General features: G+C 60.6%; 12 protein-coding genes and 2 tRNA genes. All 14 read left to right on the forward strand.

Going from position 1 to position 14,644, the window contains the following annotated elements; genetic code table 11:
• Positions 1-80 precede the first annotated feature (80 nt).
• The 14 genes from ftsH to pnp all read left to right on the forward strand — a co-directional run bounded on the left by ftsH (position 81) and on the right by pnp (position 14,586).
• Complete coding sequence (gene ftsH, locus FW760_RS18265; RefSeq protein WP_043863825.1) at positions 81-1,988, forward strand: ATP-dependent zinc metalloprotease FtsH; 1,908 nt, start codon at positions 81-83, stop codon at positions 1,986-1,988.
• Positions 1,989-1,996: 8 nt separating this feature from the next.
• Positions 1,997-2,848 carry a dihydropteroate synthase gene (folP, locus tag FW760_RS18270; RefSeq protein WP_043863824.1) on the forward strand — a complete coding sequence of 284 codons (852 nt, stop codon included), beginning with the start codon at positions 1,997-1,999 and terminating at the stop codon, positions 2,846-2,848.
• Positions 2,849-2,868: 20 nt separating this feature from the next.
• Positions 2,869-4,209: a phosphoglucosamine mutase gene (gene glmM / locus FW760_RS18275; RefSeq protein ID WP_054916542.1), complete on the forward strand. Its 1,341-nt coding sequence runs from the start codon at positions 2,869-2,871 to the stop codon at positions 4,207-4,209.
• A gap of 66 nt (positions 4,210-4,275) precedes the next feature.
• The gene (gene tpiA, locus FW760_RS18280) at positions 4,276-5,031 is read left to right on the forward strand and encodes a triose-phosphate isomerase (protein WP_116052276.1); all 756 of its coding nucleotides are present in this window, start codon (positions 4,276-4,278) and stop codon (positions 5,029-5,031) included.
• A 3-nt stretch (positions 5,032-5,034) separates the two neighbouring features.
• Positions 5,035-5,421, forward strand: a complete 387-nt coding sequence (secG, locus tag FW760_RS18285) for a preprotein translocase subunit SecG (RefSeq protein WP_078481335.1) — start codon at positions 5,035-5,037, stop codon at positions 5,419-5,421.
• A 19-nt stretch (positions 5,422-5,440) separates the two neighbouring features.
• Positions 5,441-5,526, forward strand: a tRNA-Leu gene (locus tag FW760_RS18290).
• Positions 5,527-5,624: 98 nt separating this feature from the next.
• Positions 5,625-5,701: transfer RNA gene (locus FW760_RS18295), tRNA-Met, on the forward strand.
• 130 nt (positions 5,702-5,831) lie between these two features.
• A complete protein-coding gene (gene rimP / locus FW760_RS18300) occupies positions 5,832-6,290 on the forward strand; it encodes a ribosome maturation factor RimP (RefSeq protein ID WP_043863937.1) in 459 nt (152 codons plus the stop codon).
• Between the two features lie 59 nt (positions 6,291-6,349).
• Positions 6,350-7,831 (forward strand): transcription termination factor NusA, encoded by a 1,482-nt coding sequence (nusA, locus tag FW760_RS18305; protein WP_043863821.1) that lies wholly within the window; start codon positions 6,350-6,352, stop codon positions 7,829-7,831.
• A 26-nt stretch (positions 7,832-7,857) separates the two neighbouring features.
• The gene (gene infB / locus FW760_RS18310; RefSeq protein ID WP_054916541.1) at positions 7,858-10,362 is read left to right on the forward strand and encodes a translation initiation factor IF-2; all 2,505 of its coding nucleotides are present in this window, start codon (positions 7,858-7,860) and stop codon (positions 10,360-10,362) included.
• 122 nt (positions 10,363-10,484) lie between these two features.
• Entirely contained in the window at positions 10,485-10,886 is a 402-nt protein-coding gene (gene rbfA / locus FW760_RS18315; RefSeq protein ID WP_043863819.1) for a 30S ribosome-binding factor RbfA, read from the forward strand.
• 3 nt (positions 10,887-10,889) lie between these two features.
• Complete coding sequence (gene truB, locus FW760_RS18320; RefSeq protein WP_043863818.1) at positions 10,890-11,807, forward strand: tRNA pseudouridine(55) synthase TruB; 918 nt, start codon at positions 10,890-10,892, stop codon at positions 11,805-11,807.
• Between the two features lie 153 nt (positions 11,808-11,960).
• Positions 11,961-12,230, forward strand: a complete 270-nt coding sequence (rpsO, locus tag FW760_RS18325) for a 30S ribosomal protein S15 (RefSeq protein WP_010222985.1) — start codon at positions 11,961-11,963, stop codon at positions 12,228-12,230.
• A 250-nt stretch (positions 12,231-12,480) separates the two neighbouring features.
• Positions 12,481-14,586 carry a polyribonucleotide nucleotidyltransferase gene (gene pnp, locus FW760_RS18330; protein ID WP_043863817.1) on the forward strand — a complete coding sequence of 702 codons (2,106 nt, stop codon included), beginning with the start codon at positions 12,481-12,483 and terminating at the stop codon, positions 14,584-14,586.
• Positions 14,587-14,644: the final 58 nt, after the last annotated feature.

Raw genomic sequence — 14,644 nt, forward strand, 5'->3', positions numbered from 1 at the left:
GTAGTAAGTTAAGCCGGTGATTATCATGCGAGGTACGGCTGCGCCTAAGGCCTGCCTCAGAGGGTAGCTAATTGAACGACATGGCAAAGAATCTGATCCTGTGGTTGATCATCGCCGCGGTCCTGGTGACCGTGATGAACAACTTCTCCAGCCCGAACGAGCCGCAGACCCTCAACTATTCCGACTTCATTCAGCAGGTCAAGGATGGCAAGGTCGAGCGTGTGACGGTCGACGGTGCAGTCATCATTGGTAAGCGTACCGACGGCGACAGCTTCAAGACCGTGCGTCCCGCGATCGCCGACAACGGCCTGATCGGCGACCTGGTCGACAACCACGTCGTGGTCGAAGGCAAGCAGCCTGAACAACAAAGCATCTGGACCCAGTTGCTGGTCGCCAGCTTCCCGATCCTGGTCATCATCGCCGTGTTCATGTTCTTCATGCGCCAGATGCAGGGCGGTGCCGGTGGCAAGGGTGGACCGATGAGTTTCGGCAAGAGCAAGGCGCGCCTGCTCTCCGAAGACCAGGTCAAGACTACCCTGGCCGACGTCGCAGGTTGCGATGAAGCCAAGGAAGAGGTTGGCGAGCTGGTCGAGTTCCTGCGTGATCCAGGCAAGTTCCAGCGCCTGGGCGGTCGTATTCCGCGCGGCGTGCTGATGGTCGGCCCGCCCGGTACCGGTAAGACCCTGCTGGCCAAGGCCATCGCGGGTGAGGCCAAGGTGCCGTTCTTCACCATTTCCGGTTCCGACTTCGTTGAAATGTTCGTGGGTGTCGGTGCCAGCCGTGTACGTGACATGTTCGAGCAGGCCAAGAAGCACGCGCCGTGCATCATCTTCATCGACGAAATCGACGCCGTCGGTCGCCACCGTGGCGCCGGCATGGGCGGTGGTCATGACGAGCGCGAGCAGACCCTCAACCAGTTGCTGGTGGAGATGGACGGCTTCGAAATGAACGACGGCATCATCGTGATCGCTGCTACCAACCGTCCGGACGTGCTTGACCCTGCGTTGCTGCGTCCAGGCCGTTTCGACCGCCAAGTGGTCGTGGGCCTGCCCGACATCCGTGGTCGCGAGCAGATTCTCAAGGTGCACATGCGCAAGACGCCGATCGGCGACAACGTGAACCCTGCCGTGATCGCCCGTGGTACGCCCGGCTTCTCCGGTGCCGACCTGGCCAACCTGGTCAACGAGGCGTCGCTGTTCGCTGCGCGCGGCGGCAAGCGTGTGGTCGAGATGAAGGAGTTCGAGCTGGCCAAGGACAAGATCATGATGGGCGCCGAGCGCAAGTCGATGGTCATGTCCGAGAAAGAGAAGCAGAACACCGCTTACCACGAGGCGGGTCACGCCATCGTCGGTCGCGTGGTGCCCGAGCACGACCCGGTGTACAAGGTCTCGATCATTCCGCGCGGTCGCGCCCTGGGCGTCACGATGTTCCTGCCGGAAGAGGACCGCTACAGCCTGTCCAAGCGTGCGCTGATCAGTCAGATCTGCTCGTTGTACGGTGGTCGTATCGCCGAGGAAATGACCCTTGGCTTCGATGGCGTTACCACGGGTGCCTCCAACGACATCATGCGAGCCAGCCAGATCGCTCGCAACATGGTCACCAAGTGGGGCTTGTCGGAAAAACTCGGCCCGCTGATGTACGCCGAAGAAGAAGGCGAAGTGTTCCTGGGCCGCAGTGCCGGTTCCCAGCACGCCAGCGTTTCGGGCGAGACGGCCAAGTTGATCGACTCCGAGGTGCGCAGCATCATCGACCAGTGCTATGCCACTGCCAAGCAGATCCTCACCGAAAACCGTGACAAGCTCGATGCCATGGCCGATGCGCTGATGAAGTACGAGACCATCGATGCCGACCAGATCGACGACATCATGGCCGGTCGCGAGCCGCGTGAGCCCCGTGACTGGGAAGGTGGTTCGGGCACTTCGGGCACCTCTGCCACGCAAGGTGATCGCCCCGAGTCCCCGATCGGTGGTCCGGCGGCGCAGCTCTAAGGGTTGACATGACTTCACAGCAGTACCCAACCCGGTTGCCTTGCGGCAACCGGGTTCTCGACCTTTCCCGTACCCATGTGATGGGTATCCTCAACATAACTCCTGATTCCTTCTCGGACGGCGGTCGCTTCACCCAGCGTGATGCGGCCTTGCGCCATGCCGAAGCGATGGTGGCGGCCGGTGCTACGCTTGTCGATGTCGGTGGGGAGTCCACCCGGCCAGGTGCACGCGTGGTCACTGCTCTCGAAGAGCTCGAGCGGGTTGCACCCATTGTCGAGGCGATCAGTCGCGAGCTGGATGTCATCATCTCGGTCGATACCTCGACGCCGGCGGTGATCCGCGAGACTGCCCGCCTGGGCGCGGGGCTGATCAACGATGTGCGCTCGCTGACCCGCGATGGCGCCCTGGATGCCGCTGCAGCCACCGGTTTGCCGGTCTGCCTTATGCACATGCGCGGCGAGCCCGGCGACATGCAGAACAACCCGCACTATGACGATGTGACCGTCGAGGTGGCGATGTTTCTCGAGCAGCGCATGGCAGCCTGTGCTTCGGTGGGTATCGGCGCCGAAAAGATTGTGCTCGATCCGGGCTTTGGTTTTGCCAAGACGCTTGCGCACAACCTCAGCCTGTTCAAGCATATGCAGGACCTTTATCGCCTGGGCCGCCCCCTCCTGGTGGGCGTTTCGCGCAAGAGCATGATCGGCCTGGCGCTGGAGCGTCCGGTCGGTGAGCGGCTTTATGGCAGCCTGGCGCTTGCTGCGCTGGCGATGACCCGGGGTGCGAGCATCCTGCGGGTTCACGATGTTGCCGAGACCGTCGACGTGGTACGGATGATTGCAGCGGTTGAAGCCGCCGAATAAGAGTGACGGAGCATTTCACGATGAGCAGAAAATATTTTGGTACCGACGGCATTCGTGGCCGTGTCGGCGAATACCCGATCACGCCGGATTTCATGCTCAAGCTCGGTTGGGCCGCAGGCATGGCCTTTCGCAAGCTCGGCGCCTGCCGGGTGCTCGTAGGCAAGGACACGCGTATCTCCGGCTACATGTTCGAGTCGGCCCTTGAGGCCGGTCTGTCGGCGGCGGGCGCAGATGTGCTGCTGCTCGGCCCGATGCCGACGCCGGCCATCGCCTACCTGACCCGCACCTTCCATGCCGAAGCCGGGATCGTCATCAGTGCGTCGCACAATCCGCATGACGACAACGGCATCAAGTTCTTCTCCGGTCAGGGCACCAAGCTGCCCGACGATGTGGAGCAGATGATCGAGGAGTTGCTCGACAAGCCCATGACCGTGGTCGAGTCGAGCAAGCTGGGCAAGGTGTCGCGCATCAACGACGCGGCCGGCCGCTACATCGAGTTCTGCAAGAGCAGCGTGCCGACCAGTACCGATTTCGCCGGCCTCAAGCTGGTGGTCGACTGCGCCCACGGCGCCACGTACAAGGTGGCCCCCAGCGTGTTTCGCGAGCTCGGCGCCGATGTCACGGTGCTGGCCGCGCAGCCGGATGGCCTCAACATCAACGAGAACTGCGGTTCGACCCATATCGAGTCGCTTCAGGCGGCGGTGCTGGTAGGGCATGCCGACCTGGGGATCGCGTTCGACGGTGACGGTGACCGGGTGCTGATGGTCGACCATACCGGCGCGATCGTCGATGGTGACGAATTGCTGTTCATCATTGCCCGTGACCTCCAGGAGCGTGGCAAGCTCAATGGTGGCGTTGTGGGTACGCTGATGAGCAACCTGGGCCTCGAACTGGCCTTGCAGGAGCTCTCGATACCGTTTGTGCGTGCCAAGGTGGGTGACCGCTATGTGATGGCCGAACTGCTGGAGCGCGACTGGAACATCGGCGGCGAGAATTCCGGGCACGTGGTGTGCTTCAGTCATACCACCACAGGGGATGCGATCATCGCTGCCCTGCAGGTGCTGATGGCGCTCAAGCGTCGCGGTGAAACCCTGGCTCAGGCCCGTCAGGCGCTGCGCAAATGCCCGCAGGTGCTGATCAATGTTCGCTTTGGCGAGAGCAAGGTAGACCCTGTCGAGCACCCGGCGGTCAAGCAGGCCTGCGAGCGGGTCACCGAGGCCATGGCGGGTCGTGGTCGCGTGCTGCTACGCAAGTCCGGCACAGAGCCACTGGTGCGTGTGATGGTCGAAGGTGATGACGAAAGTCAGGTGCGCGGCTATGCCGAGGAACTGGCAAAGCTGGTAACTGAAGTTTGCGCCTGATTAGCGCTTGCCAGTGGTGATCGGGTTGGGTAACATCTGCGCCCACTTTGACCGACGAGGTACAGCATGCGTCGCCCTATGGTAGCTGGTAACTGGAAGATGCACGGTACCCGCGCCAGCGTCGCTGAGCTGATCAAGGGCTTGAGCAATCTAGCCCTGCCGAGCGGTGTTGAAGTCGCGGTGTTCCCGCCCTGCCTGTACATCAATCAAGCGATTGAAGGGTTGCAGGGCAAGTCGATAGCCGTGGGTGCTCAGGATTCTGCGGTAGAGCCCCAGCAAGGCGCGCTGACCGGTGAGGTTGCTCCGAGTCAGCTGGTCGATGCGGGATGTGAGCTGGTGCTGATCGGGCACTCGGAGCGTCGCCAGATACTGGGCGAAAGCGACGAAGTGCTGAATCGCAAGTTCGCTGCGGCTCAGGCTTGCGGGTTGAAGCCTGTGCTCTGTGTGGGGGAAACCCTGGAGGAGCGCGAAGCTGGCAAGACGCTTGAGGTTGTAGGGCGTCAGTTGAGCAGCATCATCGACGCATTCGGTGTTGAGGTCTTCGCCAGTGCAATCATTGCCTATGAGCCTGTATGGGCTATCGGCACCGGCCTCACGGCCAGCCCGCAACAGGCTCAGGATGTGCACAAGGCCATTCGTGAGCAACTGGCGGCAAAGAATTCAGAGGTCGCGATGAATGTGCGGCTTCTATACGGCGGCAGCGTGAAGGCGGCCAATGCGGCTGAGCTGTTCGGCATGCCGGATATCGATGGGGGGCTCATTGGTGGAGCTTCCCTGAACGCAGACGAATTCGGTGCAATTTGTCGCGCCGCAGGAAACTGAAAAATGCTGGAAACAGTCGTAGTAGTTTTTCATCTGTTGGGCGCACTGGGTTTGGTAGTGCTGGTGTTGCTGCAACAGGGTAAAGGTGCGGAAGCAGGTGCATCTTTCGGCGCAGGGGCTTCAAATACTGTGTTCGGAAGCCAAGGTTCTGCTACCTTTCTTAGTAAGTTTACTGCTATACTTGCCGCCAGTTTCTTCATAACCGCCCTAGGGTTAGGTTACTTTGCTAAAGAGAAAGCTCATCAGCTGACTCAGGTAGGGCTTCCAGATCCAGCGGTACTTGAAGTGAAGCAGCAAAAACCGGCAACAGATGATGTACCGGTGCTCCAGGAGCAACAGGCACCCGCCAGCAACACCGGCGATGTACCTCCAGCTCAAGAGCAGAAGTAACGGGTTTCAAAGTAGTATTGCCGAGGTGGTGGAATTGGTAGACACGCAACCTTGAGGTGGTTGTGCCCATAGGGTGTAGGGGTTCGAGTCCCCTTCTCGGTACCAATTGAAACAAGACAGCCCGCTACAGCGGGCTTTCTTGTAGGTGGAGGTTAGATTGACCCCTCGCGGGGTTCGGTCGTATACTTTCGCCCCAGCTTTGACGCGGGGTGGAGCAGTCTGGTAGCTCGTCGGGCTCATAACCCGAAGGTCGTTGGTTCAAATCCAGCCCCCGCAACCAGTTTCAGCAGAGCCCCTTTTCAGGGGCTTTTTGTTAGCTGATCAGTTCTCAGCGCCGGTATTCACCCGGCGTATCAGGGATGGGCGCTTCGCCCATTTTTTATTTGCATAGCATGCACAAGGGGGTTCAGGTGTCGAGCAAGCTAGAAGAGTTGCAGGCCTTGTTGGCCCCGGTGGTCGTGGCCCTAGGCTATGAATGCTGGGGTATCGAGTTTTCGGCTCAAGGCCGCCACTCAATGTTGCGCGTTTATATCGACAAAGAAGGCGGTGTGCTGGTGGATGACTGCGCCATCGTCAGCCGTCAGATCAGCGGCATTCTGGATGTCGAAGATCCCATTTCCGTTGAATACACCCTTGAAGTTTCCTCTCCTGGCATGGAACGCCCGCTGTTCACACTTGAACAGTTTGCAAAGTATGTCGGTGAGCAGGTGAAGATTAAACTGCGCTCGCCTTTCGAAGGTCGACGTAATTTTCAGGGCCTTCTGCGCGGTGTGGAAGAGCAGGATGTCGTGGTGCAGGTAGATGACCACGAATTCCTTCTGCCGATCGACATGATCGACAAGGCCAACATTATTCCCAGTTTTGACTGAGACATGCCGGGTCCGATAGTTCGTGCGGACCCAATGGCTTGCGAAAGGCGAGGCGTACGATGAGCAAAGAAGTACTGCTGGTTGTTGAGTCGGTATCCAATGAAAAGGGTGTACCGGCAGACGTGATTTTCGAAGCATTGGAAGTGGCCCTGGCCACTGCTACCAAGAAGCGCTTCGAAGATGAAGTCGACCTGCGTGTGGAGATCAACCGCCACACCGGTAACTACGAGACCTTCCGTCGCTGGACGGTGGTCGAGGAAGAGGATCTTGACGATCCTGCGATCGAAACCTGGCCAAGCAAGATTCAGGAAACCCATCCTGAAGCCAAGGTTGGCGATGTCATCGAAGAGAAGATCGAGTCCATCGAGTTCGGCCGCATCGCTGCACAGACCGCCAAGCAGGTTATCGTGCAGAAGGTCCGCGAAGCCGAGCGCGCACAGGTGGTCGATGCCTATCGCGAGCGTCTGGGCGAAATCATTTCGGGTACCGTCAAGAAGGTTACCCGTGACAACGTGATCGTCGACCTGGGCAACAACGCCGAAGCGCTGCTGGCCCGTGAAGACATCATCTCCCGCGAGACTTTCCGTGTCGGTGTGCGTGTACGTGCACTGCTCAAGGAAATCCGCACCGAAAACCGCGGCCCGCAGCTGATCCTGTCGCGTACCGCGCCCCAGATGCTGATCGAACTGTTCCGCATCGAAGTGCCGGAAATCGCCGAGGGCCTTATCGAGGTCATGGCGGCTTCCCGTGACCCGGGTTCTCGCGCCAAGATCGCTGTCCGCTCCAAGGACAAGCGCATCGACCCGCAAGGCGCCTGCATCGGTATGCGCGGTTCGCGCGTACAGGCAGTGTCTGGCGAGTTGGGCGGCGAGCGAGTGGATATCGTCCTGTGGGACGACAACCCGGCCCAGTTTGTCATCAACGCCATGTCGCCGGCAGAAGTCGCGGCGATCATCGTTGATGAAGATGCCCACGCGATGGACATCGCTGTAGCCGCGGACAACCTGGCGCAAGCCATTGGCCGTGGTGGTCAGAACGTACGTCTGGCCAGCCAGTTGACCGGCTGGACCCTGAACGTGATGACCGAGTCGGACATCCAGGCCAAGCAACAAGCTGAAACCGGCGACATTCTGCGTAACTTCATCGAAGAGCTGGAAGTCGACGAAGAGCTGGCGCAGGTTCTCGTTGACGAAGGTTTCACCAGCCTGGAAGAAATTGCCTACGTACCGCTGGAAGAAATGCTCAACATCGATGGCTTCGACGAGGAGATCGTCAACGAACTCCGCGCGCGTGCCAAGGACCGCCTGTTGACCAAAGCCATCGCTACTGAGGAAAAACTGGCAGACGCCCATCCGGCCGAAGACCTGCTCTCGCTTGAGGGTATGGACAAGGATCTGGCGGCGGAACTGGCGGTGCGCGGCGTGGTTACCCGCGAAGACCTGGCCGAGCAGTCGATTGATGACCTGCTCGACATCGACGGCATCGACGAAGAACGTGCCGGCAAGTTGATCATGGCCGCCCGAGCCCACTGGTTCGAGTAAGTAGGCTGGCCTGAGGAGAGAAGTGCATGACGCAAGTCACGGTGAAAGAATTGGCCCAAGAGGTCGCTGCACCGGTAGAGCGCCTGCTGCAGCAGATGCGTGAGGCAGGTCTGCCGCACACCGACGCCGGTCAGGTAGTGACCGACAGTGAGAAGCAGGCTCTGCTGACCCACTTGAAAAGCAGCCACAAGGCGAAGGTGGAAGAGCCGCGCAAGATTACCTTGCAGCGCAAGACCACCAGCACCCTGCGTGTTGCTGGTAGCAAGAGCATCAGCGTAGAAGTACGCAAGAAGAAAGTTTTCGTACAGCGCAGCCCCGAAGAAATCCAGGCTGAGCAGAATCGCGAGCTGGAAGAACGTCGTGCCGCTGAAAACGCAGCACGCGAAAAGTCTGAAGCTGAAGCGCGTAAACGTGCCGAAGAATCCGCCAGCCGTCAGCCGGCCAGCGCCCCTGCGCCAGCCGCTGCAGCACCGGCCGTGACAGCTGCGCCTGCAGCTGCCGAGCCGGTTGCAGCTCCGGCCCCGGGTGTCGAGCGCAAGAAAGCCGAAGACGCCCGTCGCAACGACAAGTCGCGTGACGACGACCGCCGTGGTGGCGAGCGCCGCAACGAGGCCCCGCGCGTATCGGTCAAGGTCAAGGAAAAGGAAAAGGCGCCAGCTCCACGTGCCGCCCCACGTACCACCGAAGAGGAAAGCGACAGCTTCCGCCGTGGTGGCCGTGGCAAGGGCAAGATGAAGAAGCGCAATGCCCACGGCTTCCAGAGCCCGACCGGTCCGGTTATCCGCGACGTGGCCATTGGCGAGACCATCACCGTTTCCGAGCTGGCACAGCAGATGTCGGTCAAGGCCGCTGAAGTCGTCAAGTTCATGTTCAAGATGGGTACTCCGGTCACCATCAACCAGGTGCTCGATCAGGAAACTGCTCAGCTGATCGCCGAAGAGCTGGGCCACAAGGTCACGCTGGTCAGCGACAACGCGCTGGAAGATTCCCTGGCCGAGTCCCTGAAGTTCGAAGGCGAGTCGTTCTCCCGTGCGCCGGTCGTGACCGTAATGGGCCACGTTGACCACGGTAAGACTTCCCTGCTCGACTACATCCGTCGTGCCAAGGTAGCTGCCGGCGAAGCCGGTGGTATCACCCAGCACATCGGTGCGTACCACGTGGAAACCGACCGTGGCATGGTCACCTTCCTCGACACCCCGGGTCACGCCGCGTTTACCGCAATGCGTGCCCGTGGTGCCAAGGCGACCGACATCGTGATCCTGGTGGTCGCGGCGGACGACGGCGTGATGCCGCAAACCCGTGAAGCGGTACAGCACGCCAAGGCGGCAGGTGTTCCACTGGTCGTTGCAGTGAACAAGATCGACAAGCCAGGTGCAGACCTGGACCGCATCCGCAACGAACTGGCCGTCGAAGGCGTGACCTCCGAGGACTGGGGTGGCGACACGCCATTCGTCAAGGTTTCGGCCAAGATGGGTACCGGCGTCGACGAACTGCTCGAAGCCGTTCTGCTGCAAGCCGAGATCCTCGAGCTCAAGGCCACCCCATCGGCCCCTGGCCGTGGTGTCGTGGTCGAGTCGCGCCTGGACAAGGGCCGTGGCCCGGTGGCTACCGTGCTGGTTCAGGACGGTACCCTGCGTCAGGGCGACATGGTGCTGTGCGGTTCGAACTACGGCCGTGTACGGGCCATGCTCGACGAGAACGGCAAGCCTGTTAAGGAAGCCGGCCCGTCGATCCCGGTCGAGATTCTCGGCCTGGATGGCACCCCGGATGCCGGTGACGAACTGAGCGTGGTTGCCGACGAGAAGAAAGCCCGTGAAGTGGCTCTGTTCCGTCAAGGCAAGTTCCGCGAAGTCAAACTGGCACGTGCCCACGCTGGCAAGCTCGAGAACATCTTCGAGAACATGGGCCAGGAAGAGAAGAAGACCCTCAACATCGTACTCAAGTCCGATGTGCGTGGTTCTCTGGAGGCCCTGCAGGGCTCCCTCAGCGGTCTTGGCAACGACGAAGTACAGGTTCGCGTGATCGGCGGCGGTGTCGGTGGTATCACCGAGAGCGACGCCAACCTGGCCCTGGCTTCCAATGCAGTACTGTTCGGCTTCAACGTGCGTGCCGATGCCGGCGCGCGCAAGATCGTCGAGCAGGAAGGTCTGGATATGCGTTACTACAACGTGATCTACGACATCATTGAAGACGTCAAGAAAGCCCTGACCGGCATGCTCGGCAGCGATGTTCGCGAGAACATCCTGGGTATCGCCGAAGTGCGTGACGTGTTCCGTTCGCCGAAGTTCGGCGCCATCGCCGGCTGCATGGTCACCGAGGGTGTGGTTTACCGCAACCGTCCGATTCGCGTACTGCGCGACGACGTGGTGATCTTCGAAGGCGAACTGGAGTCGCTGCGTCGCTTCAAGGACGATGCGTCCGAAGTACGTGCCGGCATGGAGTGCGGTATTGGCGTCAAGAGCTACAACGACGTCAAGGTCGGCGACAAGATCGAAGTCTTCGAGAAAGTCCAAGTGGCTCGCACGCTCTAAGCCGCGAGCTTGGGAGCCGCAGATCGCCCGCCGCAAGGCGCAGGTCGGCGGCTCTGAACGCAACGCCCGGTCAGGCCCAAGCCTGGCCGGGCGTTTGCCGCTTTAGTTACAGGTAGCAAAACATGGCAAAAGAATACAGCCGTACCCAACGTATCGGCGATCAGATGCAGCGCGAACTGGCGCAACTGATCCGTCGCGAAGTCAAAGATCCGCGCGTCGGCCTGGTGACCATCACCGCCGTCGACGTCAGCCGCGATGTCGGCCACGCCAAGGTGTTCATCACCGTGATGGGCGAGGACAGCGCAGAAGACATCAAGCAAAGCCTCAAGGTGCTCAACAGCGCCGCCGGTTTCCTGCGCATGCAACTGGGCAAGGAAATGAAGCTGCGCAGCGTGCCGCAACTGCACTTCCACTACGACGAGAGCGTGACCCGCGGTGCCCATCTGTCGGCACTGATCGAGCGCGCGGTCGCCGAGGACAGCCAGCACAAGTCCGACGATACCCCCCTGGACACCAAGGAGTAAGCGGTGGCTCAGGTCAAGCGTATCCGTCGTAACGTCAGCGGCATCATCCTGCTCGACAAGCCGTTGGGGTTCACCTCCAATGCTGCCCTGCAGAAGGTGCGCTGGCTGCTCAACGCCGAGAAGGCCGGACATACCGGCAGCCTCGACCCGCTGGCCAGTGGCGTGCTGCCGCTGTGCTTCGGCGAGGCGACCAAGTTCTCGCAATACCTGCTCGAGTCCGACAAGGGCTACGAGACGGTGATGCAACTGGGGCAGACCACCAACACGGGCGACGCCGAAGGCGAAATTCTGCAAACCCGCGAAGTGACCGTTGGTCGCAGCGACGTTGAAGCCGTACTGCCACAGTTTCGTGGTCCAATCAGCCAGATACCGCCGATGTACTCGGCGCTCAAGCGCGATGGCCAGCCGCTGTACAAGCTGGCACGTGCAGGCGAAGTAGTGGAGCGTGAAGCGCGTTCTGTTACTATTAACCGCTTGGAGCTGCTCGAGTGCGAAGGCACCCGGGTACGCCTCTCGGTAGGCTGCAGCAAGGGCACCTACATCCGTACGCTGGTAGAGGACATCGGTGAGCAGCTGGGCTGCGGCGCCTATGTTGCAGAACTGCGCCGTACGCATGCAGGCCCCTTCGAACTGGCCCAGACCGTCACCCTCGAAGAGCTCGAGCAGGTGCACGCCGAAGGTGGCAACGAAGCGGTCGACCGCTTCCTGATGCCATCGGACAGCGGGTTGCAGGACTGGCCGTTGCTGCACTTCTCCGAGCACAGCGCGTTCTACTGGCTGCATGGTCAGCCGGTACGTGCACCGGATGCGCCGAAGTTCGGCATGGTCCGCGTGCAGGATCACAACGGTCGTTTCATCGGTATCGGTGAAGTGAGCGAAGACGGGCGCATTGCGCCACGTCGACTGATTCGGTCGGAATGATCGAAACCTTCAGTGTCGGGTTCAGGCCCGGCACTGGCGGGCAAGAGGATGGCTGTCAATAGGCACGGTCACGCCTCACTTTTAAATACAGGGATCTGTCCCTGGCCTATTGGAAACCGTGTGTACGGTTTCCCTTGATATTGGAGAAGCCAGATGGCACTCAGCGTTGAAGAAAAAGCAAAGATCGTTGGCGAATACCAGCAAGCAGCCGGTGACACCGGTAGCCCGGAAGTGCAGGTTGCCCTGCTGACCGCCAACATCAACAAGCTGCAAGGCCACTTCAAGGCCAACGGTAAAGACCACCACTCCCGTCGTGGTCTGATCCGCATGGTAAACCAGCGTCGCAAGCTGCTGGACTACCTGAAAGGTAAAGACACCACTCGTTACAGCGCCCTGATCGGTCGTCTGGGCCTGCGTCGCTAATAGCGGCCTGGTCAGTGGTGTGCACGGCGTGCTGCTGTCATCCGCCGAGGGCTTCGGCCCCCGCGCGGGTGAGCACGCCGCGCGTATCTATGAGGTTGGCTGTCTGCCTCGCCCGCGCGGTTTACCGCAAGGGCAGGGCAGGCTCCCAACCTCTAGTTTTATCTGGACTGCCAACAGGGCCGATTCCCTGTGCTGCCCAAGAATTCGCAAGAACCAGTTCCCCCAGAGCCACTGAAGAAGGTAGGAAACCGTGAACCCGGTAATCAAGAAATTCCAGTTCGGTCAATCGACCGTTACCCTCGAGACGGGCCGTATTGCTCGTCAAGCGTCCGGCGCCGTATTGGTCACCGTCGACAACGATGTCACCGTGCTGGTGACCGTGGTCGGTGCCAAACAGGCCGATCCAGGCAAAGGCTTCTTCCCCCTGTCCGTTCACTATCAGGAAAAGACCTACGCCGCCGGCAAGATCCCTGGTGGTTTCTTCAAGCGTGAAGGTCGTCCTTCCGAGAAAGAGACCCTGACCTCGCGTCTGATCGACCGTCCGATCCGTCCGCTGTTCCCTGAAGGCTTCATGAACGAAGTGCAGGTTGTCTGCACCGTCGTTTCCACCAGCAAGAAAACCGATCCGGACATCGCTGCCATGATCGGTACCTCGGCTGCGCTGGCCATCTCCGGCATTCCGTTCGAAGGCCCTATCGGCGCCGCCCGTGTCGCTTTCCACGAAAGCACCGGCTACCTGCTGAACCCGACCTACGAGCAACTGGCTGCCTCGAGCCTGGACATGGTCGTTGCCGGTACCTCCGACGCCGTGCTGATGGTCGAATCGGAAGCCAAGGAGCTGACCGAAGACCAGATGCTGGGCGCCGTGCTGTTCGCCCACGACGAATTCCAGGCCGTGATCCAGGCCGTCAAGGAGCTGGCTGCCGAAGCCGCCAAGCCTACCTGGGACTGGACTGCCAAGGCCGAGAACACCCCGCTGCTGAGCGCCATTCGTGGCGAATTCGGTGCCGCGGTGTCCGATGCCTACACCATCACCGTCAAGGCCGACCGTTACGCTCGCCTGGGCGAGCTGCGCGAGCAGGTCATCGCCAAGTTCTCCGGCGAAGAAGGCCAGCCGACTGCCGCTGAAGTCAAAGAGATCTTCGGTGAAATCGAATACCGCACCGTTCGCGAAAACATCGTCAACGGCAAGCCACGTATCGATGGTCGCGACACCAAGACCGTGCGCCCGCTGAACATCGAAGTCGGCGTGCTGCCGAAAACCCACGGTTCGGCCCTGTTCACCCGTGGCGAAACCCAGGCCCTGGTCGTTGCGACCCTGGGTACTGCACGTGACGCACAGCTGCTGGATACCCTGGAAGGCGAGCGCAAAGACCCCTTCATGCTGCACTACAACTTCCCGCCGTTCTCGGTGGGCGAGTGTGGCCGCATGGGCGGTGCTGGTCGTCGCGAAATCGGTCACGGCCGTCTGGCCCGTCGTTCGGTCCAGGCAATGCTGCCGGCCGCCGACGTGTTCCCGTACACCATCCGCGTGGTGTCGGAGATCACCGAATCCAACGGTTCGAGCTCGATGGCTTCGGTCTGTGGCGCTTCCCTGGCCCTGATGGACGCTGGTGTACCGATGAAGGCGCCGGTAGCCGGTATCGCCATGGGTCTGGTCAAAGAGGGCGAGAAGTTCGCCATCCTGACCGACATCCTGGGTGATGAAGACCACCTGGGCGACATGGACTTCAAGGTAGCCGGTACCGCCAAGGGTGTGACCGCGCTGCAGATGGACATCAAGATCAACGGCATCACCGAAGAGATCATGGAAATCGCCCTGGGCCAGGCCCTGGAAGCGCGCCTGAACATCCTCGGCCAGATGAACCAGATCATTGGCCAGTCGCGTACCGAGCTGTCGGAAAACGCACCGACCATGATCGCGATGAAGATCGACACCGACAAGATTCGCGACGTCATCGGCAAGGGCGGCGCAACCATCCGTGCCATCTGCGAAGAAACCAAGGCGTCGATCGATATCGAAGACGACGGTTCGATCAAGATCTTCGGCGAAACCAAGGATGCTGCAGAAGCTGCGCGCCAGCGCGTTCTGAGCATCACTGCCGAAGCCGAGATCGGCAAGATCTACGTCGGCAAGGTCGAGCGCATCGTCGACTTCGGTGCATTCGTCAACATCCTGCCGGGCAAGGACGGTCTGGTTCACATCTCCATGCTGAGCGATGCTCGCGTCGAGAAAGTGACCGACATACTGAAAGAAGGCCAGGAAGTCGAAGTACTGGTACTGGACGTGGACAACCGCGGCCGTATCAAGCTGTCGATCAAGGACGTTGCCGCCGCCAAGGCGTCGGGCGTCTGATGATGCAGCAGGGCAGGTAACTGCCCGGTAGTGCCAATGCCCCGTATCGCAGGATACG

The organism is Pseudomonas sp. 1176_21 (assembly GCF_052850635.1).

Bases quoted from the DNA above. Each gene is read 5' to 3' on its own strand.
- ftsH (WP_043863825.1), top strand. From the start codon at position 81: ATGGCAAAGAATCTGATCCTGTGGTTGATCATCGCCGCGGTCCTGGTG.
- folP (WP_043863824.1), top strand. From the start codon at position 1,997: ATGACTTCACAGCAGTACCCAACCCGGTTGCCTTGCGGCAACCGGGTT.
- glmM (WP_054916542.1), top strand. From the start codon at position 2,869: ATGAGCAGAAAATATTTTGGTACCGACGGCATTCGTGGCCGTGTCGGC.
- tpiA (WP_116052276.1), top strand. From the start codon at position 4,276: ATGCGTCGCCCTATGGTAGCTGGTAACTGGAAGATGCACGGTACCCGC.
- secG (WP_078481335.1), top strand. From the start codon at position 5,035: ATGCTGGAAACAGTCGTAGTAGTTTTTCATCTGTTGGGCGCACTGGGT.
- nusA (WP_043863821.1), top strand. From the start codon at position 6,350: ATGAGCAAAGAAGTACTGCTGGTTGTTGAGTCGGTATCCAATGAAAAG.
- infB (WP_054916541.1), top strand. From the start codon at position 7,858: ATGACGCAAGTCACGGTGAAAGAATTGGCCCAAGAGGTCGCTGCACCG.
- rbfA (WP_043863819.1), top strand. From the start codon at position 10,485: ATGGCAAAAGAATACAGCCGTACCCAACGTATCGGCGATCAGATGCAG.
- rpsO (WP_010222985.1), top strand. From the start codon at position 11,961: ATGGCACTCAGCGTTGAAGAAAAAGCAAAGATCGTTGGCGAATACCAG.